The sequence below is a fragment of the Hyphomicrobium sulfonivorans genome (assembly GCF_013306565.1).
In the GTDB taxonomy this organism is placed as follows: Bacteria; Pseudomonadota; Alphaproteobacteria; order Rhizobiales; family Hyphomicrobiaceae; genus Hyphomicrobium_A; species Hyphomicrobium_A sulfonivorans.
Map to the genome: position 1 here is coordinate 560,618 of NZ_PZPO01000002.1, position 24,483 is coordinate 585,100.

29 protein-coding genes and 1 other RNA gene are annotated in these 24,483 nt (G+C 61.5%); 22 read left to right on the forward strand and 8 right to left on the reverse strand.

Annotated features, from left to right (window positions below; translation table 11 throughout):
- The first annotated feature begins 23 nt into the window (after positions 1 to 23).
- The 4 genes from C6Y62_RS07680 (at position 24) to dxs (ending at position 3,848) form a co-directional block, all read left to right on the forward strand.
- On the forward strand, positions 24 to 974 hold the full coding sequence (locus C6Y62_RS07680) for a histone deacetylase family protein (RefSeq protein ID WP_173953423.1): 951 nt from the start codon (positions 24 to 26) through the stop codon (positions 972 to 974).
- A 29-nt stretch (positions 975 to 1,003) separates the two neighbouring features.
- On the forward strand, positions 1,004 to 1,282 hold the full coding sequence (locus C6Y62_RS07685; protein ID WP_068464427.1) for an exodeoxyribonuclease VII small subunit: 279 nt from the start codon (positions 1,004 to 1,006) through the stop codon (positions 1,280 to 1,282).
- A gap of 276 nt (positions 1,283 to 1,558) precedes the next feature.
- Complete coding sequence (locus C6Y62_RS07690) at positions 1,559 to 1,765, forward strand: hypothetical protein (RefSeq protein ID WP_068464430.1); 207 nt, start codon at positions 1,559 to 1,561, stop codon at positions 1,763 to 1,765.
- Between the two features lie 169 nt (positions 1,766 to 1,934).
- Positions 1,935 to 3,848, forward strand: a complete 1,914-nt coding sequence (gene dxs / locus C6Y62_RS07695) for a 1-deoxy-D-xylulose-5-phosphate synthase (protein ID WP_420844150.1) — start codon at positions 1,935 to 1,937, stop codon at positions 3,846 to 3,848.
- Positions 3,849 to 3,962: 114 nt separating this feature from the next.
- Here the strand turns inward: dxs and C6Y62_RS07700 are convergent, their stop codons facing one another.
- A complete protein-coding gene (locus C6Y62_RS07700; protein ID WP_173953425.1) occupies positions 3,963 to 4,457 on the reverse strand; it encodes a DUF4399 domain-containing protein in 495 nt (164 codons plus the stop codon).
- A 163-nt stretch (positions 4,458 to 4,620) separates the two neighbouring features.
- Here C6Y62_RS07700 and C6Y62_RS07705 point away from each other — a divergent pair, with 163 nt between their 5' ends.
- Complete coding sequence (locus C6Y62_RS07705; protein WP_210258013.1) at positions 4,621 to 5,361, forward strand: TlyA family RNA methyltransferase; 741 nt, start codon at positions 4,621 to 4,623, stop codon at positions 5,359 to 5,361.
- Positions 5,351 to 6,592 (forward strand): class I SAM-dependent RNA methyltransferase, encoded by a 1,242-nt coding sequence (locus tag C6Y62_RS07710; protein WP_246274460.1) that lies wholly within the window; start codon positions 5,351 to 5,353, stop codon positions 6,590 to 6,592. Before C6Y62_RS07705 ends, C6Y62_RS07710 begins: the two co-directional genes overlap by 11 nt.
- A gap of 252 nt (positions 6,593 to 6,844) precedes the next feature.
- Here the strand turns inward: C6Y62_RS07710 and gap are convergent, their stop codons facing one another.
- Both gap and C6Y62_RS07720 read right to left on the reverse strand, forming a co-directional pair.
- The gene (gap, locus tag C6Y62_RS07715; RefSeq protein WP_068461447.1) at positions 6,845 to 7,855 is read right to left on the reverse strand and encodes a type I glyceraldehyde-3-phosphate dehydrogenase; all 1,011 of its coding nucleotides are present in this window, start codon (positions 7,853 to 7,855) and stop codon (positions 6,845 to 6,847) included.
- A gap of 221 nt (positions 7,856 to 8,076) precedes the next feature.
- The gene (locus C6Y62_RS07720; protein WP_173953427.1) at positions 8,077 to 8,511 is read right to left on the reverse strand and encodes a hypothetical protein; all 435 of its coding nucleotides are present in this window, start codon (positions 8,509 to 8,511) and stop codon (positions 8,077 to 8,079) included.
- Here C6Y62_RS07720 and C6Y62_RS07725 point away from each other — a divergent pair.
- The 6 genes from C6Y62_RS07725 (at position 8,495) to C6Y62_RS07750 (ending at position 11,844) form a co-directional block, all read left to right on the forward strand.
- Positions 8,495 to 8,737 (forward strand): hypothetical protein, encoded by a 243-nt coding sequence (locus C6Y62_RS07725; protein WP_173953428.1) that lies wholly within the window; start codon positions 8,495 to 8,497, stop codon positions 8,735 to 8,737. The two genes, C6Y62_RS07720 and C6Y62_RS07725, sit on opposite strands and share 17 nt — an antisense overlap.
- A 35-nt stretch (positions 8,738 to 8,772) precedes the next feature.
- Positions 8,773 to 9,063 carry a cell division protein ZapA gene (locus tag C6Y62_RS07730; protein WP_173953429.1) on the forward strand — a complete coding sequence of 97 codons (291 nt, stop codon included), beginning with the start codon at positions 8,773 to 8,775 and terminating at the stop codon, positions 9,061 to 9,063.
- 182 nt (positions 9,064 to 9,245) lie between these two features.
- Positions 9,246 to 9,410: non-coding RNA, 6S RNA (gene ssrS, locus C6Y62_RS07735), on the forward strand.
- Between the two features lie 9 nt (positions 9,411 to 9,419).
- Positions 9,420 to 10,001 (forward strand): 5-formyltetrahydrofolate cyclo-ligase, encoded by a 582-nt coding sequence (locus tag C6Y62_RS07740; protein WP_068461380.1) that lies wholly within the window; start codon positions 9,420 to 9,422, stop codon positions 9,999 to 10,001.
- Entirely contained in the window at positions 10,002 to 10,826 is an 825-nt protein-coding gene (locus tag C6Y62_RS07745) for a TIGR00282 family metallophosphoesterase (RefSeq protein WP_068461382.1), read from the forward strand. It begins immediately after the preceding gene.
- A gap of 268 nt (positions 10,827 to 11,094) precedes the next feature.
- Positions 11,095 to 11,844, forward strand: a complete 750-nt coding sequence (locus tag C6Y62_RS07750) for a YebC/PmpR family DNA-binding transcriptional regulator (protein WP_068461384.1) — start codon at positions 11,095 to 11,097, stop codon at positions 11,842 to 11,844.
- A 48-nt stretch (positions 11,845 to 11,892) separates the two neighbouring features.
- On the opposite strand, the gene C6Y62_RS07755 is transcribed toward C6Y62_RS07750, so the two are convergent.
- Both C6Y62_RS07755 and C6Y62_RS07760 read right to left on the reverse strand, forming a co-directional pair.
- Positions 11,893 to 12,045, reverse strand: a complete 153-nt coding sequence (locus C6Y62_RS07755) for a hypothetical protein (RefSeq protein WP_173953430.1) — start codon at positions 12,043 to 12,045, stop codon at positions 11,893 to 11,895.
- 898 nt (positions 12,046 to 12,943) lie between these two features.
- Positions 12,944 to 13,924 carry an alpha/beta fold hydrolase gene (locus tag C6Y62_RS07760; protein ID WP_246274461.1) on the reverse strand — a complete coding sequence of 327 codons (981 nt, stop codon included), beginning with the start codon at positions 13,922 to 13,924 and terminating at the stop codon, positions 12,944 to 12,946.
- 338 nt (positions 13,925 to 14,262) lie between these two features.
- On the opposite strand from C6Y62_RS07760, the gene ruvC reads away from it, so the two are divergent.
- From ruvC to C6Y62_RS07780, 4 genes are all read left to right on the forward strand, one after another.
- A complete protein-coding gene (gene ruvC / locus C6Y62_RS07765) occupies positions 14,263 to 14,784 on the forward strand; it encodes a crossover junction endodeoxyribonuclease RuvC (RefSeq protein WP_068461390.1) in 522 nt (173 codons plus the stop codon).
- Positions 14,785 to 14,787: 3 nt separating this feature from the next.
- Positions 14,788 to 15,402 (forward strand): Holliday junction branch migration protein RuvA, encoded by a 615-nt coding sequence (ruvA, locus tag C6Y62_RS07770; RefSeq protein WP_173953431.1) that lies wholly within the window; start codon positions 14,788 to 14,790, stop codon positions 15,400 to 15,402.
- A gap of 319 nt (positions 15,403 to 15,721) precedes the next feature.
- Entirely contained in the window at positions 15,722 to 16,150 is a 429-nt protein-coding gene (locus tag C6Y62_RS07775) for a hypothetical protein (protein WP_173953432.1), read from the forward strand.
- A gap of 152 nt (positions 16,151 to 16,302) precedes the next feature.
- Complete coding sequence (locus C6Y62_RS07780) at positions 16,303 to 16,794, forward strand: DUF992 domain-containing protein (protein ID WP_173953433.1); 492 nt, start codon at positions 16,303 to 16,305, stop codon at positions 16,792 to 16,794.
- A gap of 57 nt (positions 16,795 to 16,851) precedes the next feature.
- On the opposite strand, the gene C6Y62_RS07785 is transcribed toward C6Y62_RS07780, so the two are convergent.
- Positions 16,852 to 18,108, reverse strand: a complete 1,257-nt coding sequence (locus C6Y62_RS07785; RefSeq protein WP_173953434.1) for a S41 family peptidase — start codon at positions 18,106 to 18,108, stop codon at positions 16,852 to 16,854.
- A 120-nt stretch (positions 18,109 to 18,228) separates the two neighbouring features.
- Positions 18,229 to 18,636 (reverse strand): hypothetical protein, encoded by a 408-nt coding sequence (locus C6Y62_RS07790; RefSeq protein WP_173953435.1) that lies wholly within the window; start codon positions 18,634 to 18,636, stop codon positions 18,229 to 18,231.
- Between the two features lie 230 nt (positions 18,637 to 18,866).
- On the opposite strand from C6Y62_RS07790, the gene C6Y62_RS07795 reads away from it, so the two are divergent.
- The 6 genes from C6Y62_RS07795 (at position 18,867) to C6Y62_RS07820 (ending at position 23,410) form a co-directional block, all read left to right on the forward strand.
- A complete protein-coding gene (locus tag C6Y62_RS07795; RefSeq protein ID WP_173953436.1) occupies positions 18,867 to 19,502 on the forward strand; it encodes a TMEM175 family protein in 636 nt (211 codons plus the stop codon).
- Positions 19,503 to 19,642: 140 nt separating this feature from the next.
- A complete protein-coding gene (ruvB, locus tag C6Y62_RS07800; protein ID WP_173953437.1) occupies positions 19,643 to 20,707 on the forward strand; it encodes a Holliday junction branch migration DNA helicase RuvB in 1,065 nt (354 codons plus the stop codon).
- A gap of 144 nt (positions 20,708 to 20,851) precedes the next feature.
- Entirely contained in the window at positions 20,852 to 21,763 is a 912-nt protein-coding gene (locus tag C6Y62_RS07805; protein WP_338074339.1) for a metallophosphoesterase, read from the forward strand.
- A 52-nt stretch (positions 21,764 to 21,815) separates the two neighbouring features.
- Entirely contained in the window at positions 21,816 to 22,289 is a 474-nt protein-coding gene (locus C6Y62_RS07810; protein WP_173953438.1) for a YbgC/FadM family acyl-CoA thioesterase, read from the forward strand.
- Positions 22,290 to 22,453: 164 nt separating this feature from the next.
- Positions 22,454 to 22,843, forward strand: coding sequence for an HU family DNA-binding protein (locus tag C6Y62_RS07815; protein WP_083509601.1), 390 nt, complete (start codon positions 22,454 to 22,456; stop codon positions 22,841 to 22,843).
- A 276-nt stretch (positions 22,844 to 23,119) separates the two neighbouring features.
- On the forward strand, positions 23,120 to 23,410 hold the full coding sequence (locus C6Y62_RS07820) for a hypothetical protein (protein WP_068461411.1): 291 nt from the start codon (positions 23,120 to 23,122) through the stop codon (positions 23,408 to 23,410).
- A 127-nt stretch (positions 23,411 to 23,537) separates the two neighbouring features.
- On the opposite strand, the gene C6Y62_RS07825 is transcribed toward C6Y62_RS07820, so the two are convergent.
- Complete coding sequence (locus C6Y62_RS07825) at positions 23,538 to 23,909, reverse strand: hypothetical protein (RefSeq protein ID WP_068461413.1); 372 nt, start codon at positions 23,907 to 23,909, stop codon at positions 23,538 to 23,540.
- Between the last annotated feature and the right edge of the window lie 574 nt (positions 23,910 to 24,483).

Below are 24,483 nucleotides of genomic sequence, written 5' to 3' on the forward strand. Positions count from 1 at the left end.
ATCAGCAAAAAGCGCGACAAGCGATGGCAACAGCACTTTTTACACATCCGGTTTTTCTGCAGCACGATACGGGCGAGGTGCATCCGGAACGTCCAGACCGGATGCGCGCAATCGACAAAGTGCTGTCGCACGATATTTTTTCGGCGCTGGTGCGCGAGGAAGCGCCGCTGCGCGAGGATGTTGAGGAGCAGATCCGGCTTGCCCATCCCGCAACGCATCTGGAACTGATCCGGTCAATTTTCGAGCGTGCCCGTGAACGCGGCATCCCGATGCATGCCGATGGCGACACGCTTGTGTCTCCGCAGTCGTGGGAGGCGGCGCTGCGGGCCGTGGGGGCGGGGCTTGCCGCTGTTGACGCTGTCATAGAAAAGCGGGCGGCCAACGCGTTCTGTCAGGTGCGCCCGCCCGGACACCACGCCGAAGCCGACAAGGCGATGGGCTTCTGCCTGTTTTCCAACGCCGCGATCGCGGGGCTTTATGCGCGCGCCAAACACGGCGCGGAACGGGTTGCGGTGGTCGATTTCGACGTTCACCACGGCAACGGCACACAGAACATTTTCTGGTCCGACAAGGATTTGTTCTATGCGTCAACCCACGAGATGCCGCTGTTTCCGGGCAGTGGCGCGGCGAATGAAACCGGCGTCGGCAATATCCACAACGCCCCGCTGCGGGCTGGCGACAGCGGCGAACGGTTCCGCGAGGCGGTAGAATCGCGCATCCTGCCCGCACTGCATAACTTCGGTCCGGACATCATCATCATATCGGCCGGTTTCGATGCCCACCAAGCAGATCCGCTGGGGAACGTGCGGCTGGTTGAAGCCGATTTTCTCTGGGTGACGGAGCAGCTCACCGATATGGCGCGTAAACACAGTGGCGGCCGCATCGTATCGATGCTTGAAGGCGGTTATGATCTCAATGCGCTGGCACGGTCGGTTGCCGTGCATGTCAAAGCGCTGATGAATGCCGGCGCTTGACGCGATCGCCGCATAACCTGGGAATTAGGATGGAGCAGGTCACTTCTCAAACGCAGGCCGGGGCGCAATCCCCGATCGCGGATGTCAGTGCAATGAGCTTTGAGCGCGCGCTGAAAGAGCTTGAAACGATTGTCACGCGGCTGGAGCGGGGCGACGTCGAGCTTGAGGAATCTATTGCGATCTACGAGCGCGGCGAAGCGCTGAAGCAGCATTGCGATCGGTTGCTGCGTCAGGCCGAAGCGAAGGTCGAAAAACTGACATTTGGCGCCGACGGCGCTCCCAAGGGCGCCGAGCCGCTGGACCCCTGACCGATTTTCGCGCAGAAACCTGCTCGAAAATGAACGGCTGTTCATGCAGAAGTGCGGCCTTTGGTCATGCTAAACCTTTGCCGGAAATCGGATTTCCTTTGCAGGTTGGAGGTTTAGGGCGTGAACCCCGTGTTCGCGCCGCATTTGGCCACTTTTTACCCCCTAGTCGGCTGCGGCGACCGCCACTAGGGTGCGCGCGGCTCCGATGCCACTGCGCATTTTCGTGCGCAATGTCGGGCACTTTGGGCCTTATCTTCCAATAGGGGAAAAAGAACAATGAAAGCTCTTCTGGCAGTAGCCATCGCGCTCGGCACCGTTTCTTTCGCTGGCGTCGCCACCACCACTTCGGCTGACGCTCACTTCAAGCGTGATCGCGCCGCACACGTGAAGCACTACAAGGCAAAGCGCCTCAAGGCTAACAAGTGCGCCAAGTACAAGCGCGTCAGCCTGCGCAAGTATCGCGCCTGCGCCCACCGCCGTTGATTTCCGGCTGTGGCTGTGTGATCAAGCGCGGCTCCCTAGGGAGCCGCGCTTTTTTTGTTTATCCGTAATTCGCTCATTATATGCCACCGCGTCCATTGCTCCCTTGCGACGGTGGAGTAGTGTGACATAACTGACTTTTACCATGGAACGGGATGACTCGGTGGACAGTGTGCCCAAGACGCCGCTTCTCGATCGCATAATCGCGCCTGCGGACCTGAGAAAGCTAGACGCATCGGAACTGCCCCAGCTGGCAGACGAATTGCGCCAGGAAACGATCAACGCCGTTTCTGTAACCGGCGGCCATCTTGGCGCCGGGCTCGGCGTCGTCGAACTGACGGTGGCGCTGCACTGGGTGTTCAACACTCCGGATGATCGTCTGGTCTGGGACGTTGGCCATCAGACTTACCCGCACAAGATCCTTACGGGTCGACGCGATCGCATCCGTACGCTGCGCCAGCCCGGCGGTCTGTCGGGATTCACGCGCCGTGTGGAGAGCGAATACGATCCCTTTGGCGCGGCGCATTCATCGACCTCGATCTCCGCTGGTCTCGGCATGGCGGTGGCGCGCGACCTTGAAGCTCGCGACAACAATGTCGTGTGCGTGATCGGCGACGGCGCGATGAGCGCGGGCATGGCCTATGAGGCGATGAACAACGCCGGCGCGCGCGATGAACGCCTGATCGTGGTGCTGAACGACAACGACATGTCGATTGCGCCACCAACGGGCGCGCTCAGTTCCTATCTGGCGCGTATCAGCTCCAGCGGCACCTATCTCTATCTGCGCGACATCGCCAAGCAGCTTGCGCGGCAGTTGCCCAAGAGCTGGGAGCGTCGCGCGGCGCGCATGGAAGAGTACACGCGTAACCTTTGGCAGGGCGGTGCCTGGTTCGAAGAGCTCGGCTTCTATTATGTCGGGCCGATCGACGGCCACAACTTCGACCATCTGCTGCCGGTGCTGAAGAACGTGCGCGACGCGCGGCAGGGGCCAATTCTCGTTCACGTCGTGACCAAGAAGGGCAAGGGCTACGCACCTGCCGAAGCCTCGGACGACAAGTATCACGGCGTCTCCAAGTTCAATGTCGTCACCGGCGCGCAGGTCGTTGCGAAGCCCAAGGCGCCGACGTTCACGCGCGTGTTCGCCGACAGCCTTGTGGCCGAAGCGAGGAAGGACAGCCGCATCGTCGCCATCACCGCCGCGATGCCCGATGGCACCGGCCTTGATGTGTTCGGCAAGGCTTTCCCGGATCGCACGTTCGACGTCGGCATTGCCGAGCAGCACGCGGTCACGTTCGCGGCCGGTCTTGCGACTGAAGGTCTGAAGCCGTTCACGGCCATCTATTCCACCTTCCTGCAGCGAGCCTACGATCAGGTCGTGCATGACGTTGCAATCCAGAACCTGCCGGTGCGCTTTGCAATCGACCGCGCGGGCCTCGTCGGCGCTGATGGCGCAACGCACGCAGGCTCGTTCGACGTCGCTTATCTCGCGTGCCTGCCGGGCATGGTGGTGATGGCGGCTGCTGATGAGGCGGAACTGATGCACATGGTGGCGACCGCTGCCGCCATCGACGACCGTCCGTCCGCGTTCCGTTATCCGCGCGGCGAAGGCTTCGGTGTGCCGCTGCCGGAAGAGGGCGTGCCGCTGGAAATCGGCAAGGGCCGCGTCGTGCGTGAAGGCACGACGGTTGCGCTGCTGTCGCTCGGCACCCGGCTGCACGAGTGCCTGAAGGCTGCGGATCAACTCGCTGCGTTCGGCCTTTCGACAACCGTCGCCGATGCGCGCTTCGCCAAGCCTCTGGACGAGGATCTGATCCGCAGGCTGGCCCAGAATCATGAGGTTCTGGTCACGGTTGAGGAAGGCTCTGTTGGCGGCTTCGGCAGCCACGTGCTCCGCTTCCTGTCCGACAGCGGTCTGCTTGATCGCGGCTTGAAGGTGCGCACTTTGGTGCTGCCCGATACCTTCATAGATCACGGCAAGCCCGATCAGATGTATGAGGATGCGGGCCTCAATGCGTCCGGCATCGTCACGACAGTGCTGGGTGTTCTGGGGCGCGATGTGCTGACGAACTCGGCCAGCCGGGCCTGATCGGCCGCGTCGCGAGGGGCAGCAACAGGCGCCCTTCACCGCAAACGCAGATAACAAAAAAGCCGGTCATCGCCCTATGCGATGACCGGCTTTTTTTAATATGCAGCCGTCCGATTATTCCTCGACGGTGATCGTGATCACATCCGACTGTACTGGCGGATCGTGCGGAATGTGGTTCTTGTCACCCAGAACGCTGCGCAACGTGTGCTGGCCGGGCGCGAGCTCGATGGTGGCTTCCGTCTGCGCCTTGCCGAAATGGCGGTGCTGGTCGTCGGAAGGGATCGGCGCGTCGTAATCCTGCAGGTCGGCGTCGATCAGCAGGTGGTGGTGGCCGCTGTTGGGCGTCTCAGAGCCGGCAGGGGCAACGTCCATGCCCTCAATGCCGAACTTGACGGTCACCGGGCTTTTCACCGTCGCGCCGTTGGCGGGCTCGATCAGGAATACGCGGGCGCCGGCGGGCGAAGGCGTGCGTGCGCTTGCCTCCTCCAGTGGGGTGCCTTCCTGATGCACTTCCTCGTGGGCGGTCGGTGCTGGTGTGGTTGAGGTGCTGTTGTCGCCACAGGCGGCGAGACCCAACACCAAGAGAGTGGCGGCCAATGCGCTGCGCATGTAAGTCTCCCCCTGATGGTTTGTCGGTGCTCGATGGCGCCGCAGTGCCTACGCAACGGTGCGGTGTTGCTCCCCACCGGAAAGCGCAATCGAACAAGGCTAGAGCCGTTCCGCGAATTTAGCTCAAATGGAACGGCCGCACGATAGTTCAAAAAGCGGGATGATGCGAATGCGTTTGGATCTTGCCCTGGTGGAGCGTGGCCTGGCGCCAACGCGTTCGCGCGCGCGGGATCTGATTCGCTCCGGGCTGGTCCGTGTCGGTGAGGTGGTCTGCACGAAAGCAGCGGCTGAGATCAGGCCAGAAACGAAGCTCGTTCTAGATGATGCCGATGCCGCCCGTGCGGTCTCGCGCGGCGGGCAGAAACTCAGCGCCGGGCTGGATGCGTTCGGGTTTGATCCTGCGGGGCGCGTCGCGCTCGATGTCGGCGCGTCCACAGGCGGCTTCACGCAGGTGCTGCTTGAACGCGGCGCCAGCAAGGTTTACGCCGCTGATGTGGGGCATGGGCAACTCCATGCCAGCCTGCTGGCTGATAGCCGGGTGGTTTCGCTTGAAGGCGTTGATGCCCGCAAACTCACGCGTGAGCTGGTGCCGCAGCCGGTGGGCGCAATCGTCACCGATCTCAGCTTCATATCGCTGAGCAAGGCCTTGGGTGCGCCGTTACAGCTTGCTGAACCGGGTGCGTTTCTGGTGGCGCTCGTCAAGCCGCAGTTTGAAGTTGGCCCTGACCGCATTGGCAAAGGCGGCATCGTGCGCGATGAAGCGGCGCGGTTGGATGCGTTGCGGTCGGTGGTGGCGTGGGTTGCAGCACAGCCGGGCTGGCGTGTTGTTGGTGAAGAGGTTTCACCGATAACCGGCGGCTCGGGCAATATTGAATTTCTGATTGGTGCACTGAATGATGGCTGACGTCTGCGAACTTCAAATCGCGCGCTTGGGCGCCCAGGGTGATGGCGTCGCGGATGCGGCGGCGGGGCAGCAGGTGTTCGTGCCCTATGCGCTGCCCGGCGAGCTGGTGCAGGCGGATGTGCGCGGCGATCGCGCGCGGCTGATTGCCGTCAACCGGCCGAGCCCGGATCGCATCGCGCCGGTGTGCCGCCACTTCACCCATTGCGGCGGCTGCGCCGTGCAGCATCTGCGCACGCCAGCTTATCTCGCGTGGAAGCGTGAAATGGTGGCGAACGCCTTCGCCGCGCGCGGCATCGGCGCGCCGGTGGGGCACGTGGCGACAGTGGGTCTTGGTGCCCGCCGCCGCGCCACGTTTTCAGCCCGGCGCACCACGCGCGGCGTCATCATGGGCTTTCACGAGCAGAAGGGCGTCGAGATCGTCGACCTCGTGGAATGTCCGGTCACGGCGTCCACCATCGTGCGCGCGCTCCCAGGGCTGCGCAATCTGCTGATGCCGATCCTGTCGCGCCGCGCTGCCGGACGCATCGCTGTCACGCAGGCGATCAACGGTCTTGATGTGGCGGTCGAGGATGTGCCGGGCAGCCTTTCTCCGCAGGTGCGTGAGGAACTGGCGCGGGGCGCAGCGGCGATGAACATCGCGCGGCTGACGCTGGCCGGGGATGTGCTCTATCAGTCAACGGTGCCAGCGGTGCGCTTTGGCACCGCGAATGTCGTGCTGCCGCCGCGCTCATTTTTGCAGGCGTCGTCCGTTGCAGAAAACGAGATGGTGCGCATTGTCACGCAGGCGGTCGGCAAGGTGAAGCGTGTGGCGGATCTGTTCTGCGGCATGGGCACGTTCACATTTCCGCTGGCGCAGACCGCGTCGGTGCTGGCGGTCGATGGCGAACGTTCCGCTATCGACGCACTCAGCAATGCCGCCAAGCGCACGTCCGGGCTGAAGCCAATCGAGACACGCGTGCGTGACCTGTTCCGTGAACCGATGTCTGCGCGTGAGCTGAAGGGCTATGACGCTGCTGTGTTCGATCCGCCCCGTGCAGGCGCGGCGACGCAGGCGGCATCGCTGGCGCAATCGGACGTGAAAACCGTTGTTGCGGTTTCCTGCAATCCCGCGACGCTGGCGCGCGATGCCCGCATCCTCATCGATGCCGGCTTCACGCTGGAGCGCGTGACGCCGATCGATCAGTTTCTTTATTCGCCGCACATCGAGGCGGTGGCGGTTTTCCGGCGCTGACACGCCTGGATACCGACCTGTGTTGGGGGGTGCGGAGGCAACGCTGGGGCAGCGCGCACTAATCAGCGCTGGCGACTGCGCTCCGCAGCCGGCCGCCAGCGCCAACTCAAAATGCACCGGCGGCCGGCTCTCCGAAGGAGAGTCGCCGGTGCAAAAGAAGAGTCGCCAGCGCAAAAAAAACGACGCCGGACTCTGCAGCAGAGCCCGGCGTCGCAAACACGTTGTTCAATCAGCCGAAGCTGACCGTCTATCTCAGAGCAGCTTGCCCATGGTGACGGCGGTGTCGAGCATGCGGTTCGAGAAGCCCCACTCGTTGTCGTACCACGACAGCACGCGCACCAGTCGGCCGCCGATCACCTGCGTCTGCGTTGCGTCGAAGTTCGACGAGAACGCCGAGTGGTTGAAGTCGATGGAAACCAGTTCGTCGGTCACGTAGTCGAGCACGCCCTTGAGCTGCTGCTCGGCGGCATGCTTCATCGCCGCGTTGACTTCCTCGGCGGTGGTTTCACGGCCGGGGATGAACTTCAGGTCGACAACCGAGACGTTCGGCGTCGGCACGCGCATGGCGGTGCCGTCCAGCTTGCCCTTCAGTTCCGGCAGCACCAGCCCGACGGCGGCGGCAGCACCGGTTGACGTCGGGATCATCGACAGGGCAGCGGCACGGGCGCGGCGCATGTCCTTGTGTGCCTGATCCAGAATGCGCTGATCGTTGGTGTAGGCATGGATCGTGGTCATGTAACCGGATTCAATGCCGACCAGATCGTTCAGCACCTTGGCCACCGGCGCCAGGCAGTTCGTCGTGCACGAGGCATTCGACACCACCAGATGATCCGACGTGATCTTGTCGTGGTTCACACCATAAACAACGGTGATGTCGGCGCCCTTCGACGGCGCAGAAACGAGCACGCGCTTGGCGCCCGCATCCAGATGCACCTTGGCCTTGTCCTTGTCGGTGAAGATGCCGGTGCATTCCAGCACGATGTCAACGCCAAGCTCTTTCCACGGCAGCTTGGAGGGGTCCTTTTCGGCTAGTACCTTGATCGGTGCGCCAAGGCCGACGTCGATGCTGTCGCCGTCAACCTTCACTTCGCCGGGGAATCGGCCGTGCACGCTGTCGTATTGAAACAGATGCGCGTTGTCCTTGGTGGGCACGAGATCGTTGATGGCAACGAACTGCAGGTCGGTGCGCTTAGCTTCGGCAGCGGCGCGCAGTACGTTTCTCCCAATGCGGCCAAAACCCGAAATCGCAACCTTCACAGTCATAGCGTCGCCTCCCTGGCGTTCCATATCGCAGCAAGCGTTCTGCGCCTGTCCTAAAAGCGGCCTCATTAACTGGACGCAGGGCATAGGTGTCAATGCGGCTTTCCGAGGAGTGATGAACAACTCTCGCCCGTGGCGTTGCTGCGGCAGACGGGAAATTTCTGTTAAGTGCGCGTTGGTTCTGCGGCTGGCTTGTTGACCTCTCCGAGCTGCGGAACATAAGGTCATGGCACGGGAAGGCAGCCGTGGATCTCCAGGGCCTGTTTAGTTTGTGCGCATCTCGGAGGGTAATGCCATATGGCTGAGCGGGGCACGCGGAAATCCGCGGAGCAGGGCGCGCCTGCGGTCAAGCGGAAGGCGTCCGCAGCTCGTGCTAAAGCTACAACTAAAGCACCGGCGGCGGCAAAGACGAATGGCGCCAAGCCAGCCGCGACCGAAAAGGCAGAAGCGGCGGCAGTGAAGCCGGCGGCAGCTGCGAAGTCAGCGGAAAAGTCGCCCGTAAAAAAATCGGCCGCAAAACCGGTAAAGCGCGCGTTGAAGCCAGCGCCGGAGGCGACGGCAAAGGCGACACCGGCAACCAAGCCGGCCAGCAAAAAACCGGCCACGAAAAAGAAAGCGTCAGCAGCCGCTGGCACGAAGGCTGTGGCCAAGGCCGCCAACGGTCATGCTCCGGCGCACGATGAATTGATCGCTCAGCTCACGGGCGAGCGCGATCAGCTCAAATCTGAGTTGAGCACGCTGGCAGGCAAGTTAGCCGACGCCGAAGCGAAGCTGGCCGAAGCGACTGCAAAGCTCGCCGCACTGGAAGAGGCACGGGAGCAGGCGGTCAGCCGAATTGATTGGGCGTTGGACTCGCTGCATAACGTATTGGAAAGCAGCGCCTGATCGACGCGCAGGGCGCAGGCAGGATAGGTGGAGCGATGGCTGCGGTCACAATCGCTGTCAACGGCAGGAGCTATCGCTTCGAGTGCGGCGATGAGGACAAGGCGCGCTTTGCCGAAGTCGCCGCTTACGTGACCAGCCGCATGGATGGTCTGATCGCCGAGCATGGCAATGTCGGCTCCGAGCGCCTGCTGGTGATGACCGCCCTTATGATTGCCGATGATCTATGGGACGCAACTGCGGGCGAGAGCACCGCGCCGCCGACCGCTGATACCGCCCCTAACGCTGGCGCATTGACTGATGTCGCCAAGGCCATGCGTCGGGCCTGAGGCTTCGATTTTCGTGTCTACGCCGGTTCCTCAGGCCCACACATCTCTCACAGATACGCGCGTACCGGGGCATTGAGCTCTGCAACCGGCGTCCGCACGGTTCAGCTTCCAGATGACGCGCTGTCAGCGGTGGAAGGCTTCGGGCTGGCCGCTGGTAAAGCGCGCGCCGCTCCATTACATTCGCAGTGCTGCGGGGTGCGTTAGAAGCACATATGTTCCCCGGGGCCTATAAGATCCGCATGGGAGCTGTCCCTGACTGAGACCGTGGTCTCGGATACACGGCGCCCACCTACGTTCGTAGGGACCAACGCGGGTTCATTCGCTTCGACGGCCACCGCGGCACTTTGATTTTTATAATGCAGACGAGCGACGAAAAACGGGAAGAACGGACCCGGGCGCTGGCCCGCAGGGCTGATGCGTTCGCTGTCCACGGCCCAACGGCCGGGGAGCGACTGGCGGCCCATGGTCTGGACTTTCTGTCCCCCACCGAGGGGGCGATTGTCTCGGGCTTCGCTGCCATTCGTGACGAAATAGATCCGGCGCTACTGCTCGCTCGCCTGCAGGGTGAGGGCTATCAGCTGGCCCTGCCGGTGATGCAGGGCAAGGGTAAGGCACTGCTGTTTCGCGCTTGGGCTCCGGGCGATGAGATGGGTAAGGTCCAGTGGGGAATCGCTGAACCGCTGCCCGATAAGCCGCAGCTTGAACCCGATATCGTGCTGGTGCCGCTGCTGGCGTTCGACGAGGCCGGATACCGCCTCGGCTACGGCGGCGGGTTCTATGACCGCTCGCTGGAGCAGCTCCGGGCCGTTAAGCCTGTTATCGCCGTCGGCATTGCTTATGATGAGCTCAAGGTCGACGCGGTCCCCCATCTCCACTATGACCAACCGCTCGACTGGGTTTTAACCCCCTCCGGCCCGCTACGCTGTTCTGGAACCTGAATGCGCCTTCTCTTTCTCGGCGATATCGTTGGCCGCTGCGGCCGCAAAGCTGCTGTCGACGCGATACCTGTCCTGCGCCGCCGCTACAACCTCGACTGCCTCGTCATCAATGGCGAGAATGCAGCCGGTGGCTTCGGCATCACCGAATCGATCCTCGTTGAGTTGATCGAGGCCGGTGCCGACGCTGTGACGCTGGGCAATCACGCCTTCGACCAGAAGGACGCGCTGGTTTTCATCGAGCGCTATCCGCAGCTTGTCCGGCCAATCAACTATCCCAAGGGCACGCCGGGCCGGGGCGCTACGCTGATCCGCACCCAGTCGGGTGCTGAGGTTCTGGTCATCAACGTGATGGGCCGCATCTTCATGCCGGAGCTGGATGATCCGTTCCGCGCCATCGACGCCGAGCTGACCGCATGCCGGCTCAAGCGTGATGCCGACGCCATCCTGATCGACGTGCACGCCGAGGCAACCAGCGAAAAGCAGGCGATGGGCTATTTTGCCGATGGCCGCGCCAGCGTTGTCGTCGGCACCCATACTCACGTGCCTACCGCCGATAACCGCGTGCTGCCGGGCGGTACCGCTTATCTGTCTGATGCCGGAATGTGCGGTGATTACAACTCGGTGCTTGGTATGGACATCGAAGAGCCGATCAACCGCTTCATCACCAAGATACCGCGCCAGCGCTTTGAGCCGTCGCAGGGTCCGGCAGCGGTTTCGGGCTTTGCGGTCGATATCGACGACAAGACCGGCCTGGCCCGTGCCTGCGCGCCCCTGCGTATGGGGCCAAATCTGGCTCCAGCTACCCCGCATTTCTGGGAAGAATAAGCACGGGCTTGCGGAACGGGCCGCTCCCGCGCAATAAAACCCGCGAAATCATCTGCGTGCTTCCCGAGAAGCGGCACTGGATTAGTCTGGGCGCGATCCGATCGTTCGGCATCGTTGCCCCGCTGATGCCGGTGTGGCGTTTCCAACGGGAGCGCACGACGTGGACGGTGCTTTGGCGCTTTCCACGCAGGGTGCATCGTAAGCTAAAGCATAGCGCGCCGTTCTGCCTGCGATTGACCAGCGGAGCGGCTTCCCGCGGGGAGTTAAAATGGCCGGCCATTCAGCATTTAAAAACATCATGCACAAGAAGGGCCGCGCCGACGCGGCCCGTGCGAAAACGTTTTCCAAGCTCGGGCGCGAAATCACCGTTGCCGCCAAGATGGGCATCCCCGACCCGGCCATGAACCCGCGTCTGCGCCTTGCTGTGCAGGCCGCGCGGGCGGAAAATATGCCCAAGGACAACATCGAGCGCGCCATCAAGAAGGCAGCGGGCGGCGATGCAGATAACTACGAAGAGATCCGCTACGAGGGCTATGGCCCTGGCGGCGTTGCCGTAATTGCAGAGGCGCTGACCGACAATCGCAACCGCACTGGCGGTGCGGTGCGGGCGGTATTCACCAAATACGGCGGCAACCTCGGCGCAACCGGCTCGGTCTCGCACATGTTCTCGCATATCGGCGAGATCACTTTCCCGGCTGGCGCTGGCACGGCGGATGCGGTGCTTGAAGCGGCGATCGAAGCTGGCGCCGATGACGTCGTTTCCGATGCCGACGGGCATGTGATCGCCACCACATTTGAAAATCTGGGATCGGTGGCGGCGACGCTCGAAGAAGTGCTCGGCGCTCCGACGAGCGTGAAGTCGGTCTGGAAGCCGAGCCTGACGACCCAGCTCGACGAAGAAAAAGCGACCAGCATCATGAAGATGATTGCCGCGCTTGAAGATGATGACGACGTGCAAAGCGTCTATGCAAACTTCGAGGTTTCGGACGAAGTCTTGAAAAAGCTTACTGCGGCATGATCTTTCCGCGATCTGCGCAACAAGCTGTATGTATTCAAAAGGCGCTGCTCAGTAATGGGCGGCGCCTTTTCTGCTTTCGGCCATCCAGTCGAGGACAAGCTCCGCTCCCGAGATGATCGATAGCCAGCCGCCAAATTTCGATACGGCGTTCACAGCGTTGCAAATTTTCGCCAGCAAAATTTGACTCGGCGTAATATTCATTTTAGTTACTGAGCCACATCATCAAATACCGATTAGCACTCTTTGCCATAGCAACGGGCAGGGGAGCTGTATTGTGTCAATCGTGTTGCAAGATTGGACGGGGGATGAACGAGCAGAATAACTTTGATTTTGATGGCGATGGAAAAATAGATCTAAGTGATATCTACAATAAAACTGACCCAAGGCGATATTATTCTACGCTCGGCCGCCTCGATTACATCATTCCAGAGACTGCCAAGCCGGTTTTTCAGCAAGTCATCGATAGTTACCGTAACGTCCGAGAAAAAGAGCGGGTTCGCATCGTGGATGTCGGCTGTTCCTACGGCATCAACGCTGCGATCCTCAAAGGTGACCTCGAAATGGCGCAGCTCTATGAGCACTACGCGCCGGGCGTTGTGGCTGGGGTCGACCGGGATGCGCTGCTGGAGCGCGATCAGGCCATCGTCGAAGAGATCGTGAAGGATCCGGCGCTGGAAGTCGTCGGGCTGGACGCATCGCCCAACGCCATCCGCTATGCGGTCGAAGCCAATCTGCTGGATGACGGTGTTGTCGCCGACCTTGAGCACTCTGCTCCGACGCCCAATGCCGCTTCGGTCATCGACGGCGCCGACCTCATCATCTCCACCGGCTGCGTCGGCTATGTGGGCGAAAACACCTTCAAGAACATCGTCGAGGTGAATGCGCCCAACCGGCCGTGGATGGTCAACTTCGTGCTGCGGATGTTTCCGTTCGATGAAATCGCCGGCGCGCTCGGCGAATATGGCTACGCCACCGAGAAGATCGACGCCGGCACGTTCCTGCAGCGTCGCTTTGCCTCCCGAGAGGAGCAGGATCACGTGCTGGAGCGTCTATCGGAGCTGGGCGTAGATCCCTCGGGCCGGGAAAGCGCCGGCTGGTATCACGCCGAGGCCTTCATCTCCTGCCCGCAGGAAGAACTTGCCGGCATCGACCTCGACATCGCGTCGCTGGCGCGTGGTCCAAGCTCGCTCATCACCGCGCGGAACACGGGCGGCGCGAACAGCACGTTGCGGTGACCTAATTCATCGAATGGCAACAGGCGCGCTGAGGGGATCGCGGCGGCGATTTCCTCAGCGTTATGGAAGCCGACCTCGTCGTCCTTGCGGCCGTGGATGATCAGCGGCGACGCATCGGTTTCGATTCCGCGTAGCAGCGCGACCGAAGAAAACTCCGTTACCGGGCGATGGCCGACCCGCTCCAGGTGCTGTTCGTAGGCGCGCTGTGCGGCTTCGCCAAGACGCAGCGATTGGCCGAAGTTGGTGGTCACTTCGGACAGCGTGTTCGGACAGCCGATCAGCACAAAACGATCGATCGGATGGCGATGTGTCAGCGGTGCGCCACCTTCGGCCACCAGCAACGAAACAAAGCCGCCGAACGAGTGCGCAACGACGCCTTCAATCGGTCCGTAGAAATCGCACACGCTCAACATGGCGCGCGCGCAGTCGGCGAGATTAGTGCGCCGGCTCGGGCTCATACCATGGGCGGGGAAATCGAACGCGACAACGCGATAGCCTGAGCGACGCAGCGGCTCGATGAATGCGGTCATGAAAGCGGCTTCGCTGGTCCAGCCGTGCACCAGCATCATCGTGCCGCGCGCAGCGCCGTCCGGCTCGTACACATAGGTCTGCACATCGCCCACGGGCGTCGGCACGATCTGCCAGCGCGCATGGCGCAGGTGGAAGCGCGCCCGGGCGGTCAGCAGGTCGTGGTCGGCCGACCGGTGTTGTGAGAGCTCCGGCGTGCAAAAAATGCGGAATGCCAGATCGCCGGCCCGCTGGGGCGGCAATTGATCGAGATGCATTTCACGGCGCGGCATCGGGCAACGCGGTGCCGCCACGCGCTTGTCCTGCAAAATCTGCATTACAGCGTACTCGCAGCTTAGTGGCTCGGGAGCGCTGGGGCCGTACGATCGGGGCACCCTACGTTCGGGCCCACTGCGCTTAGTGCAATTGGCAAAATATTTTGAAACCATAAACGTCCCGTGAAAGTGGCGTATATGCATGTCGGCTGGCAACGCAAAGTCGCGGGCATGGTTCACGGCGCGGCCATGTGGCTTCGGTGGTTTGCGAGGCAAATGGCGCGGATCGCCGGATATCGAAAAGCAGCGGAGGCGCGCTAATTCGCGGGGTTAGCTTAAAAAAGTGCTGCCGATGCATAGCGGGCACGCTGTCGAATCACCTTCGTGATATGGCTCGGCGCATGGGGTCAAAAATTGTTCGCATCATAGGCATCGATCCAGGTCTGCGGCGCACCGGTTGGGGTGTCGTGGAAAGCGATGGCGTGCGCCTGGGCTACGTGGCCAGCGGCCTGATCAAGGCTTCGACCGACACGGATCTGGCCTATCGCCTGCGCGAGCTGTTCGAAGGCATTGCCAGTGTCATCGCCAGCTTCAAGCCGCAGGAAGCGGCGGTCGAGGAAACGTTCGTCAACGATAACGCCCGTTCGACGCTGAAGCTTGGACAGGCGCGCGGCATGGCGCTGCTGGCTCCGGCCATGGGCGGGCTGGTGGTGGCGGAGTATTCGCCGAACCTCATCAAAAAAACCGTGACCGGCACTGGCCATGCCGACAAGAAGCAGATCGAGGCCATGATCGGGTTTCTGCTGCCGCGCGCACGCGTTGAAAGTGCCGATGAGGCCGACGCGCTGGCCATCGCGATTTGCCATGCCAATCACCGCCAGGCGCGCGTGCGCCTCGCTCTTGCTACTGCGGGTGGACGCTAGAACATGATCGGAAAACTGCGCGGTAAGGTGGATGCTGTCGGCGAAAGCTTCCTCATCGTCGATGTCAATGGCGTCGGCTATGAGGTGCAGGCTTCGACGCGTACGTTGCGCAATCTGAAGTCTGGCGATGATGTTTCGCTGACCATCGACACGCACGTGCGCGAAGACGCAATCCGCCTGTTTGGTTTCGCCAGCGAGGTGGAGCGCTCGTGGTTCCGCGTGCTGCAGGCCGTGCAGGGTGTCGGCTCCAAGGTCGCTCTGGCGCTGTTGGGCACGCTGTCGCCGCAGGAGCTGGCCAACGCGATTGCGTTGGGCGATTGGGCCAGCGTTGAGCAGGCGCCGGGCATCGGCAAAAAGCTGGCGCTGCGCATCGTTGCCGAGCTGAAGGATAAGGCGTCGTCGCTCGCCGTAGCGGGCTTGCAATTGCCGGCCGGAGCAGGCGCCAGCGCAGTGCCGGAATACGGCAACGCTGCTGCGGAAGCCATTTCCGCGCTTGCCAATCTCGGTTATGCGCCCGCGCAGGCATCGGCTGCGGTTGCTGTCGCTGCGAAGGAGCTGGGCGAGGAAGCCGACACGGCGAAGCTTATCCGGCGCGGCCTGAAGGAGCTTGCGCGCTAGAGTGCTTCCGGAAAAGTGGGCACCGGTTTTCCGATAAGAAGCACGAAAGACAACGAAAGGCTGAAAGGCGCTGGCAATTGTGCGCAGCCGCAAACAGCCGGCGCCTTTGCTTCAGATCACATTTGCTTGAGTTCAGCGTCATCGCCCGGTTGCGGCGGTTGCACGCACGCGCGTGATGGTCTCTGTGATGCCGCGGGTTCTCGCTATGAAAAATTAGTGAGCGATACGCGGGGGCGATGCTATCAAGCTCCCTGCGGAAAAGCTCCGCAACACGCGATGTTTTTTCGGGCATGCCGCGACCTATGCGGCGCTATTTGCAATGGGGCGATCAACGATGGTGAGCAACGGTCAACGCGCCCTGTGGACGTTTCTGATCTATGCTCTCGTGAGCCCATTCTTTGCAGCGCTTGCGCTGGCAGCTATCATCGCGCTGACGGGCGCGTTCGGTATCTCCAGTGTGTTGCCGGTCGAGCCGCCAGCGCTGGGTGAAGCAGCGATCGGCTCCTATGTCTGGTCAACTTTGCCAGCGGTATTAACCGCCGCCATCCTCGCTGCGGTCGTATGGAGAACCGGCGGTCTAAGCTGGCTCGTTGCTGCTGCCGTTGCAGTGATTGCGTTTGCCCTCGCCGGTCTCATTCTGCCGATCGGACTGGATCAGGCTCGCACGGCGCTGGCCATTCTGGCCGGTCTCGTATCGCTTGCCGTACGGCAGACGCTGATCCAGGCGAACATCATTCCCGACACGTAAAATTGCGCGGGTAATTTGCGCGTATGCAAGCTTAGGGCAGCGCGTACATATCCCGTTGTTGAGCCCAATCCGCGCGTGGCGTCGGGCCTGTTTGAACCTCCGGCGCAGTTTGCGCGTTGCCATCCCGATCATTCATTCGAATGGAGGGTTCAATGCGTTGGCCGATTGCTGCTGTCATCACGCCGTTTATGTTTGCTTCAGTCGCCCACGGCGCAGCGCCGCTAGCCGATGTAGGTGTGCTGACCTGCACGCTGGCCGAGCAGGGCCAGCGCGAGACCGATCCCGATAGCGAAACGCGGGCGATGTATTGCTCGTTCAAGCCCAACGGTTCCGGCCCGGAAGAGACTTACGCGGGCGAAATCAAGAACGTCGGTTCGACGGATAGTCTCGATAAAAAGCGCGTGCTGATCTGGGCTGTGCTGGGGCCGGGTGATCGCGAGCTGAAGCCCGGTGTGCTCGCGCAGTCATTCATGGGTGAATCGGCTGGCGAAGTGATTGAGGGTGGGCAAACACCAACACAGCTGACCGGCGATGAAGACGACGCATATCGTTTGCGTCCGATCAGCGAAGACAAGCAGCAGGCGGCCGAAGCCACAGGCGCGCTGACGGTGGTGGAACTGCGGATCAAGTCGGTGCCGAGCTGATGGGCGGAGCAGGCAGGCATAGACAGCGCTGACTAGCTCGTCGCGCACGCGCGCAGTTCACATGCTGCCAGACAGCACTTCGAGCGCGCGATCAAGCTGCGGATCTTTACCGGCCGCGTAACGAACATCGAACGGCACTTCGACAGAGGGCGCAACGCCCTTGCCTTCCAGCCGCTCGCCGTCCACTTCGGCGTCCTGCACGGCGAGTATCAGCAGACTGCCGTCGGACAGCATGAATGACGTGCCCGCGAGCAATGCACCGGCCGTTGTCTCGCCCACCACTTCGCCGAATTTGTTTTTCTTGAAGCCGTAGGCGAGCACTTCCTTGCCGGAGCGGGTGCCGCCATTCACCAGCATGGTAACGGGGCGGTTCCAGCGGAAATCGACGATACGCTCAGCGCCCGTCCGGCCCTTCAGGGTCAGTGTTGGGCCGTGCGGATTGAAGACGTTGAGATAGCTCGGTTGCGCGCCGCCCCAGCCATCGCGCAGATCCCAGATCAATGCATCGGCGTCCTTCAGGCGGCCTTCGCTCAGCACGTTTTCAAGCGTTTCGTGATAGTTGCCGCCGGCATACGACCACACCCGCACATAGCCGATGCTCTTGCCGTTGTGCTCGATGATGCGCGCGCTGGAACGCAGCGCGGTGTGGAAGGCTTTGCCCGGTTCTATCGCGTGCGGCTCGACCGAAATTTTCTGCGTGTCGCCATTCGAGGTGCGCCGGATTTCCAGCTCAACTTTCTTGCCCACCTTGTCGCGGAACGAGCCGACGGCTTCGAACGGCTGTCCATCGGCGGCGATGATTTCATCGCCCGCGAGCAGTCCGGCGCGGTCGGCGCCCATGTTGGGAAAAACCGCTGATATAAAGGTTTTTCCGTCGATTTCGCGCGTAAACATGCCGATGCCGGTGTAACGCACGGTGCCGTCGGTGAAGTGCTTCGGCAGCTCGCGGCGCAGCGGATAGCGGAAGATGTCCGCAAGTTCGTAATAGGCCGTTTCATCCGGCGTATAATGGCGCGTGTGCGAAACGCCGAGTTCGCCGAGCAGTGCGTTGATGGCGGCGGAGCGCTGGGCATCGGAGTTGGCGGCGGCATAGGTTGCACGGTGCTTCTCGCCCAACGAGTCCCAATCCAGACCGAGCAGTTTTGCATCGTAGAAGCGGTCGCGTACCAGGCGCCAGACTTCGTCATAGACTGCGGTCGTTTCCTGCGCAGTGCGCGATACCGGACGCGCCTCAGCCAGGGGCAACGGCAGAACCTGTGCACCGGCCATGGCGACAGCCAAAGCACCGGAACGAACAAAAGCTGTCGCGCGCATAAGATCTCCTTCGCGGGGCGGGCGAATAACTACCACTATTTAGGATGCGATTTGGGCAATGCGAGGTTGCGCGGCGCTCTAATGCGCGCTGAGCAGCTTACAAATCAGCAATCTTCTGGTTCAGCAATCTTTGAACAGCGATGTCACGCAGCGCCAGGTGCCATGCACGTTGCGCCGCGCGATTTCGAGCGCGCCCACCTCATAGGTTGAGGTGTCATCGCCGCTCATCACCCGCTGGTAATCCGTCAGCGTCACTGTTCGCTCCGGCCCCTTGCAGGCGTCGCCATCGTCCGGTTTGACCATTTGACAGATGCCGTGCTCGCCCTGTTGCGCCAGCACTTTCGAGCACACCTCGCGCGCCAGCTTTTCGCCCAGCTTCACTTTCGATGAGGGCTGCTCAAGCACGCAGCGATAGGACGCCAGTGGCTCCTCGCAAACGATGCAAACATCGTTTGCCTGCGCGGCCGACAACGCGGCACACCAGCCCAATACGCTGCCTGAAATTACGACAACTACACCGCGAAACATAATCGAAGCTCTGACTTGACGGACGCCCGGCACGATACCGTATTTTGCGGGGGAAACGCTATCCCTAACCCTCTGGGGTCGGGAAGTAAAAATATTCTAATCCGTGCTCAGTCGAACTGAAAAACCGGCCCAGAAAAACGGTTTTGCATCCTTTGCACGGCATACTATCCGGCGGCCGGCCGCGTGCTCCGGTGGCCCAGTGCAACCCTAAGATTGGATAGCTCTCTGCCATGGCCACCCCGAGCGAAACCCGCAGCCAATATGGTTCGGAGCGTCTCATCACCTTCTCGGATGGCGTGATGGCGGTGGCGATCACGCTGCTTGTGCTCGATCTGAAGTTGCCCGAAGCGGCCAGTCAGGGAAGCCTGGCGGAGGCGCTGCCGGGGCTCGCAAGTGCACTGTGGTGCTATGCGCTGAGCTTCGTCGTCATCGGCGTGCTGTGGATGGCGCACCACAACCAGTTCGCCAACATTCCCCGCGTCGATGGCGGCTTGCTCTGGGTCAATCTCATCTTCCTGATGTGTGTTGTGCTGATCCCGTTCGTTACCAGTTTGCTCAGCGGTCACGACGGCGCGCTGCCCACCATCTGCTATGCGGCAGTGCTGACCGCCAATTGCGTCATGCTTGCATTGATCTGGTGGTACGCGCGCAGGACGCCGGGTCTGATGGCGGCCGATGTATCGGAGCAGGATCGCAGCATGGGGTTGCTGGCGCCGCTGCTGGTTGCCGCCGTATTTGCTGGCTCTATCGGCGTCGCATATGCGTTTGGCCCGACAGCCGGGCAATGGACATGGCTGCTGGCGGCAGGCGCCGGCTGGCTTGCCAACCGGCTGACATCAACGGATGCAAACGCCAACTTGGTGTGATGCCCTCATTGGCGGGGTGGCGTTCGCCGCATGGGCACGCCGCCGGCTTTGTGTCACTCGTGTATCCCGTCGAAGCGAACACATCGCAGCGCACCGCCGCGACGCTTGACGGACTCCGCAAACCAGCGCAGGAACAAACCATGACCGAGCGGCTCGTTTCCAGCGCCAAGCGCGATACCGATCTGACCGAGGCGTCGTTGCGCCCGCAGGCCCTTGCTGAATTCATCGGGCAGGAGCAGGCACGCGCGAACCTCAGCGTCTTTATCCAGGCCGCGCGCAGTCGCGGTGAAGCGCTCGATCACGTGCTGTTTGCCGGTCCGCCTGGGCTGGGCAAGACCACACTGGCGCAGATCATGTCCAAGGAGCTGGGTGTAGGCTTCCGCGCCACGTCCGGTCCCGTCATTTCCAAGGCTGGCGATCTCGCCGCGCTGCTCACCAATCTTGAGGATCGCGACGTCCTCTTCATCGACGAGATCCATCGTCTCAGCCCGGCGGTGGAGGAAATTCTCTATCCCGCGATGGAGGATTTCCAGCTCGATCTCATCATCGGCGAAGGTCCGGCCGCGCGCTCTGTCCGCATCGATCTGGCGAAGTTCACACTGGTCGCGGCCACCACGCGCCTCGGCCTGCTGACCACGCCGCTGCGCGATCGTTTCGGCATTCCGGTGCGCCTCAATTTTTACACCGTCGAAGAACTGGAGCGCGTGGTGACGCGCGGCGCCGGTGTGCTTGGTGCGCCGATCAACCCCGAGGGTGCACATGAGATCGCCCGTCGTGCGCGCGGTACGCCGCGCATCGCGGGGCGGCTGCTGCGCCGTGTGCGTGATTTCGCAGCCGTTGCGGGGCGCGACATCATCGATGCAACGCTGGCCGACAAGGCGCTCAACGCGCTTGAGGTCGATTCCGAAGGGCTGGATCCGCTGGATCGGCGCTATCTTTCCTGCATTGCGCGCACGCACGATGGTGGCCCGGTCGGCATCGATACTCTCGCGGCCGCGCTGTCCGAGCCGCGAGACGCGCTGGAAGAAATCGTCGAGCCTTATCTGCTGCAGCAGGGCTTCATCAGTCGCACGCCGCGCGGGCGTATTGTCACGCTGAAAGCCTATAAGCATCTGGGCATGTCCGGGCCGCAACGCGCAGCCGTGCCAGACGATGATTTATTCGAGGGGCTGGACGAGGACGACACCGGCCGCGAACACGGTTAACCCGGCGCCGCTCTTGCAGTTGCTGCACGGAATATCAACATTTGGTGCAGCATTTGCTGCGATAGCCCAGTTTTAGGGGCGTCGCTTTCGCCTGATCCCAAAACAAACATCTAGTCATACATAGTCACACAAAGAAAAAACCGCGTGATCACCCGCAGACAATTCTTCATGGGGTTCGGTGTGGCCGGACTGGCTGGCGCTGGCACCGGCGGGTACGCACTCGCTGAGTCATTCGGCAGCAACATCACGCGCTATCAAATGACGCCTCCGGGCTGGCCGCAGGATCTGCCGGTGCGACTGCTCATTCTCAGCGATCTGCATGCGTGCGATCCCTGGATGACCGCAGAGCGCATCGCGGGCATGGTTGAGCAGGTGAACACGCTGCAGCCCGATTGCGTGCTGCTGCTGGGCGATTACGTGGCCGGCCATTCGATAGGGCGCTTTTCCAAACCGGTGCCGCATCGCGATTGGGCCAACGCGCTGGCCGGCCTCAAGGCGCCGATGGGTGTGCACGCGGTGCTTGGCAATCACGACTGGTGGGAAGACTGGGATGTCGTTCGTCGCCGTCGTGGCCCGACCAAGGCCGGCATCGCGCTGCAGGAAGCCGGCATCACCGTGCATGAAAACACGTGCGTGCGGCTGAACAAGAACGGACGCCACTTCTGGCTGGCGGGGCTCGGCGATCAGTGGGCATTTCCAAGTCACCGCGACGGCCGCCGTCATTTCGAGGGCACCGATGATCTGCCCGGCACGCTGGCTCAGGTGAGCGACGATGCGCCCATCATCATGATGGTGCACGAGCCTGACATTTTCGCGTCGATGCCCGCGCGTGTGTCGCTGACGCTCGCCGGTCATACTCACGGCGGGCAGGTGCGACTGTTCGGCTATGCGCCGGTCGTTCCCTCACGCTTTGGCCAGCGCTATCTCTACGGCCATATCGTCGAAGACAATCGGCATATGATCGTTTCCGGTGGCTTGGGCTGCAGCGCGGTTCCTGTCCGGCTTGGCGCACCGCCTGAAATCGTTCAGATCGATCTCGGCACGGCTCAGCTTTGAAGCGCGCGCAGTGTCGAAGAATTCAAATGTTCGCATCCTGGATTGCCTGCCCATGACAGACACAGCCCCGCGCACCTGGCCTGATCTCGGTGGTCGCCTGATAGAAATCGACGGTGCGCAGGCGCATGTTTTGCCGGTGCGCGTGTACTTCGAAGACACCGACTTTTCCGGCCTCGTCTATCACGCCAGCTATGTGCGCTGGTGCGAGCGGGGACGATCGGATTTCCTGCGTCTGCTGGGTGGCGATCATCGCCGTCTCATCGACGGATCGGGCGGAACAGAGCCCGCAGCGTTCGTCGTGCGCCGCATGACATTCGATTATCTGAAGCCCGCCCGCATCGATGATTTGCTTGAGGTTGTGACGCGCGTGAAAGCCGTCGGTGCGGCAAGTCTGACGCTGTCACAGAGCGTTCAACGCAACGGCGTGGTGTTGGTTGAGGCCGAAGTTACGGTCGTTTTGATTACTGTTTCCGGCAAGCCGTTGCGCATCTCGGGTGCGCTGCGCGAGGCCTTCAGCGGGGCCTGAAACATGCCCTTCAGGACATGTTTTGCTACGCTTTCTGTGCCGCGGTGTGCAAAAACCGCTTGATTTCGGCCCTTATCCCGCATATTCGCGCTCGGCCCACCGCACATTGTGCGTGCATCACGTGTACTATGCCTGCGGCTGAACGATTCTCAAGGAACCAAGAGATGGCTGAAAAGAAACCCGCTGCGAAGAAGGTTGCTGCGAAGGCTCCTGCAAAGGCAGCCGCTAAGACGGCTGCTGCCAAGGCGGCGCCTGCTGCAAAGGCAGCTGCGAAGGTCAACACGATCACGCTGCGCCAGATTGGTGCCAGCCTGGCGGAAACGCACGAACTGCCCAAGAAGCAGGGCATCGCAATGCTTGAGGAGCTCGTCGCTCTGGTCACCAAGCACCTCAAGAAGGGCGACAAGGTTCGCCTCGCCGGTCTCGGCGTTCTTCAGGTTCGCAAGCGTCCGGCACGCATGGGCCGCAACCCTGCGACCGGTGAATCGATCAAGATCAAGGCTTCCAAGAAGGTGGCTTTCCGCGCCGCCAAGGAACTCAAAGAATCGATTTAAAGCCCAAAACTGGGGCTTTTCCTCAGCCTCACCGGGTTTCAGAACTGCGCGCCGATGCAACGCATCGGTGCGCAGTTTGCATTTTGGGTGCAGCTAAGTTGCCCCGATGTGCACATCGCCATTGGCCCCAGCCTGCGGTGACAATCACGCAGGGGATCCGCCCCATGCGCTCGCGCCGTTCATCTGCTGCGCGCCTGAGTGGTTACCAAAGTGTTGCCATCAGTGCGCCATAGAATGGGCGAATCAAGAACAGCCAATCAGCACCTGAGAGGTGACATGTCCGAGAAGACCATGCTTGTCGTGCCTGGCAAGAAGCTCACCGTCCCGCGAGTGTTGAAACGCACGCTGCAGGTTGCGGCAGCGGTGGCGCTGACATCCGGTGTCGCGCTGGCAATTCTGATCGGCAACGGCCTGCTGGTTCCGAAAGGGCGGCTGCTGCAAGGCTGGGACGCGTGGATCGCATTCATCAACCGCACCGACATCCTGGCCACGATGGTGCTGACGGCGTTGGTCACGCTGTGGTTCGTGTACTGGCAGCGCGATCACGAGCGTGGTGATCGCAAGTAGGCTTCTAGGCCCTTGGGTGCCCGTGCCGTGTGCGTAGTGCCGGCTGCGATTATGGCCCCCTCAAAAGAAAATGGAGGACGCAGCGCTTGCCACGTCCCCCATTTAATACCGGACTGCTTAGTGCCGATTAATTGCAGCAGCAGCGCTTGCGGTAGTGCTTGACGGTGGAGACGGTGCGGTAAGAGCGAACGCGCTCATACGTCACCTTCTTCACAACCGACACGGTCGGCTGCTGAACGGCAACGTTGCGATAGAACTTGCGGCAGCCGCAGCGGTCGGTGAAAGCCTTCTTCACCCAGACGGTGCGGTAAGAACGGACGCGCTCATAGGTGACGCGCGGAACAACCGTTTCAACCGGCTGACGATACTGAACGCGCTTGGCGACAGTGCAGCAGTCGCCGCCGCGATGGAACAGGCCAGCTTCGGCCGACGTCGTTGCTACCATGCTCGCACCAGCAAGCGTACCGGCTGCAACCAGAACTCCAAGAAGCCCACGCATTAGAAAAACTCCCAATTCACCCACAAATGATTTCGATTGTCCGACATTCGGTGTTTCCGATCTGCGTCGAACGGCACGGGAAAAGGAATAACCCCGGTGTTTGTAAAAAACGGTTAGCCGCAAAAACAAAGCTAATCCATTTTCGGTTATGGTTAATCGAGTGCGGATTTGATTATTCGCCACGTGTCAAAATGAGCTGAAAATCCCATAGTAACTATTGGTTTGCTGGTTGAATATGCAGAAATAGATGCTTTTGATGCAAATCGCTATGCCAGCTAACGGATGGGTTATTTGTCTTGCCATTAAATAAATCCAGTGGCATGTGCAGGGGTTAAAAAGCGAAAAGAAATGGCGCCCCATTTCGCATCAGAAAATGCCGATATTTTATTTTTTGTGGCGCGCGATTGATATTCAGCTCGCAAAGTGACGTCGCTGGTGCCCGCCGACGGGGATAACTGTTCAAAAAAATAGACGCGGGCTGTTTGGCGAGGCGTTGCTCACGGCAGCTTCGGTCCGCAGATGCCGGCGGGCGCTGCCTGCCGTGCAAGGGCAGCACCGCGAGCGGCGTGCCAGC

Bases quoted from the DNA above. Each gene is read 5' to 3' on its own strand.
- C6Y62_RS07680 (WP_173953423.1), top strand. From the start codon at position 24: ATGGCAACAGCACTTTTTACACATCCGGTTTTTCTGCAGCACGATACG.
- C6Y62_RS07685 (WP_068464427.1), top strand. From the start codon at position 1,004: ATGGAGCAGGTCACTTCTCAAACGCAGGCCGGGGCGCAATCCCCGATC.
- C6Y62_RS07690 (WP_068464430.1), top strand. From the start codon at position 1,559: ATGAAAGCTCTTCTGGCAGTAGCCATCGCGCTCGGCACCGTTTCTTTC.
- C6Y62_RS07700 (WP_173953425.1), bottom strand. From the start codon at position 4,457: ATGCGCAGCGCATTGGCCGCCACTCTCTTGGTGTTGGGTCTCGCCGCC.
- C6Y62_RS07705 (WP_210258013.1), top strand. From the start codon at position 4,621: ATGCGAATGCGTTTGGATCTTGCCCTGGTGGAGCGTGGCCTGGCGCCA.
- C6Y62_RS07710 (WP_246274460.1), top strand. From the start codon at position 5,351: ATGATGGCTGACGTCTGCGAACTTCAAATCGCGCGCTTGGGCGCCCAG.
- gap (WP_068461447.1), bottom strand. From the start codon at position 7,855: ATGACTGTGAAGGTTGCGATTTCGGGTTTTGGCCGCATTGGGAGAAAC.
- C6Y62_RS07730 (WP_173953429.1), top strand. From the start codon at position 8,773: ATGGCTGCGGTCACAATCGCTGTCAACGGCAGGAGCTATCGCTTCGAG.
- C6Y62_RS07740 (WP_068461380.1), top strand. From the start codon at position 9,420: ATGCAGACGAGCGACGAAAAACGGGAAGAACGGACCCGGGCGCTGGCC.
- C6Y62_RS07745 (WP_068461382.1), top strand. From the start codon at position 10,002: ATGCGCCTTCTCTTTCTCGGCGATATCGTTGGCCGCTGCGGCCGCAAA.
- C6Y62_RS07750 (WP_068461384.1), top strand. From the start codon at position 11,095: ATGGCCGGCCATTCAGCATTTAAAAACATCATGCACAAGAAGGGCCGC.
- C6Y62_RS07755 (WP_173953430.1), bottom strand. From the start codon at position 12,045: ATGAATATTACGCCGAGTCAAATTTTGCTGGCGAAAATTTGCAACGCT.
- C6Y62_RS07760 (WP_246274461.1), bottom strand. From the start codon at position 13,924: ATGCAGATTTTGCAGGACAAGCGCGTGGCGGCACCGCGTTGCCCGATG.
- ruvC (WP_068461390.1), top strand. From the start codon at position 14,263: ATGGGGTCAAAAATTGTTCGCATCATAGGCATCGATCCAGGTCTGCGG.
- ruvA (WP_173953431.1), top strand. From the start codon at position 14,788: ATGATCGGAAAACTGCGCGGTAAGGTGGATGCTGTCGGCGAAAGCTTC.
- C6Y62_RS07775 (WP_173953432.1), top strand. From the start codon at position 15,722: ATGGGGCGATCAACGATGGTGAGCAACGGTCAACGCGCCCTGTGGACG.
- C6Y62_RS07780 (WP_173953433.1), top strand. From the start codon at position 16,303: ATGCGTTGGCCGATTGCTGCTGTCATCACGCCGTTTATGTTTGCTTCA.
- C6Y62_RS07785 (WP_173953434.1), bottom strand. From the start codon at position 18,108: ATGCGCGCGACAGCTTTTGTTCGTTCCGGTGCTTTGGCTGTCGCCATG.
- C6Y62_RS07790 (WP_173953435.1), bottom strand. From the start codon at position 18,636: ATGTTTCGCGGTGTAGTTGTCGTAATTTCAGGCAGCGTATTGGGCTGG.
- C6Y62_RS07795 (WP_173953436.1), top strand. From the start codon at position 18,867: ATGGCCACCCCGAGCGAAACCCGCAGCCAATATGGTTCGGAGCGTCTC.
- ruvB (WP_173953437.1), top strand. From the start codon at position 19,643: ATGACCGAGCGGCTCGTTTCCAGCGCCAAGCGCGATACCGATCTGACC.
- C6Y62_RS07810 (WP_173953438.1), top strand. From the start codon at position 21,816: ATGACAGACACAGCCCCGCGCACCTGGCCTGATCTCGGTGGTCGCCTG.
- C6Y62_RS07815 (WP_083509601.1), top strand. From the start codon at position 22,454: ATGGCTGAAAAGAAACCCGCTGCGAAGAAGGTTGCTGCGAAGGCTCCT.
- C6Y62_RS07820 (WP_068461411.1), top strand. From the start codon at position 23,120: ATGTCCGAGAAGACCATGCTTGTCGTGCCTGGCAAGAAGCTCACCGTC.
- C6Y62_RS07825 (WP_068461413.1), bottom strand. From the start codon at position 23,909: ATGCGTGGGCTTCTTGGAGTTCTGGTTGCAGCCGGTACGCTTGCTGGT.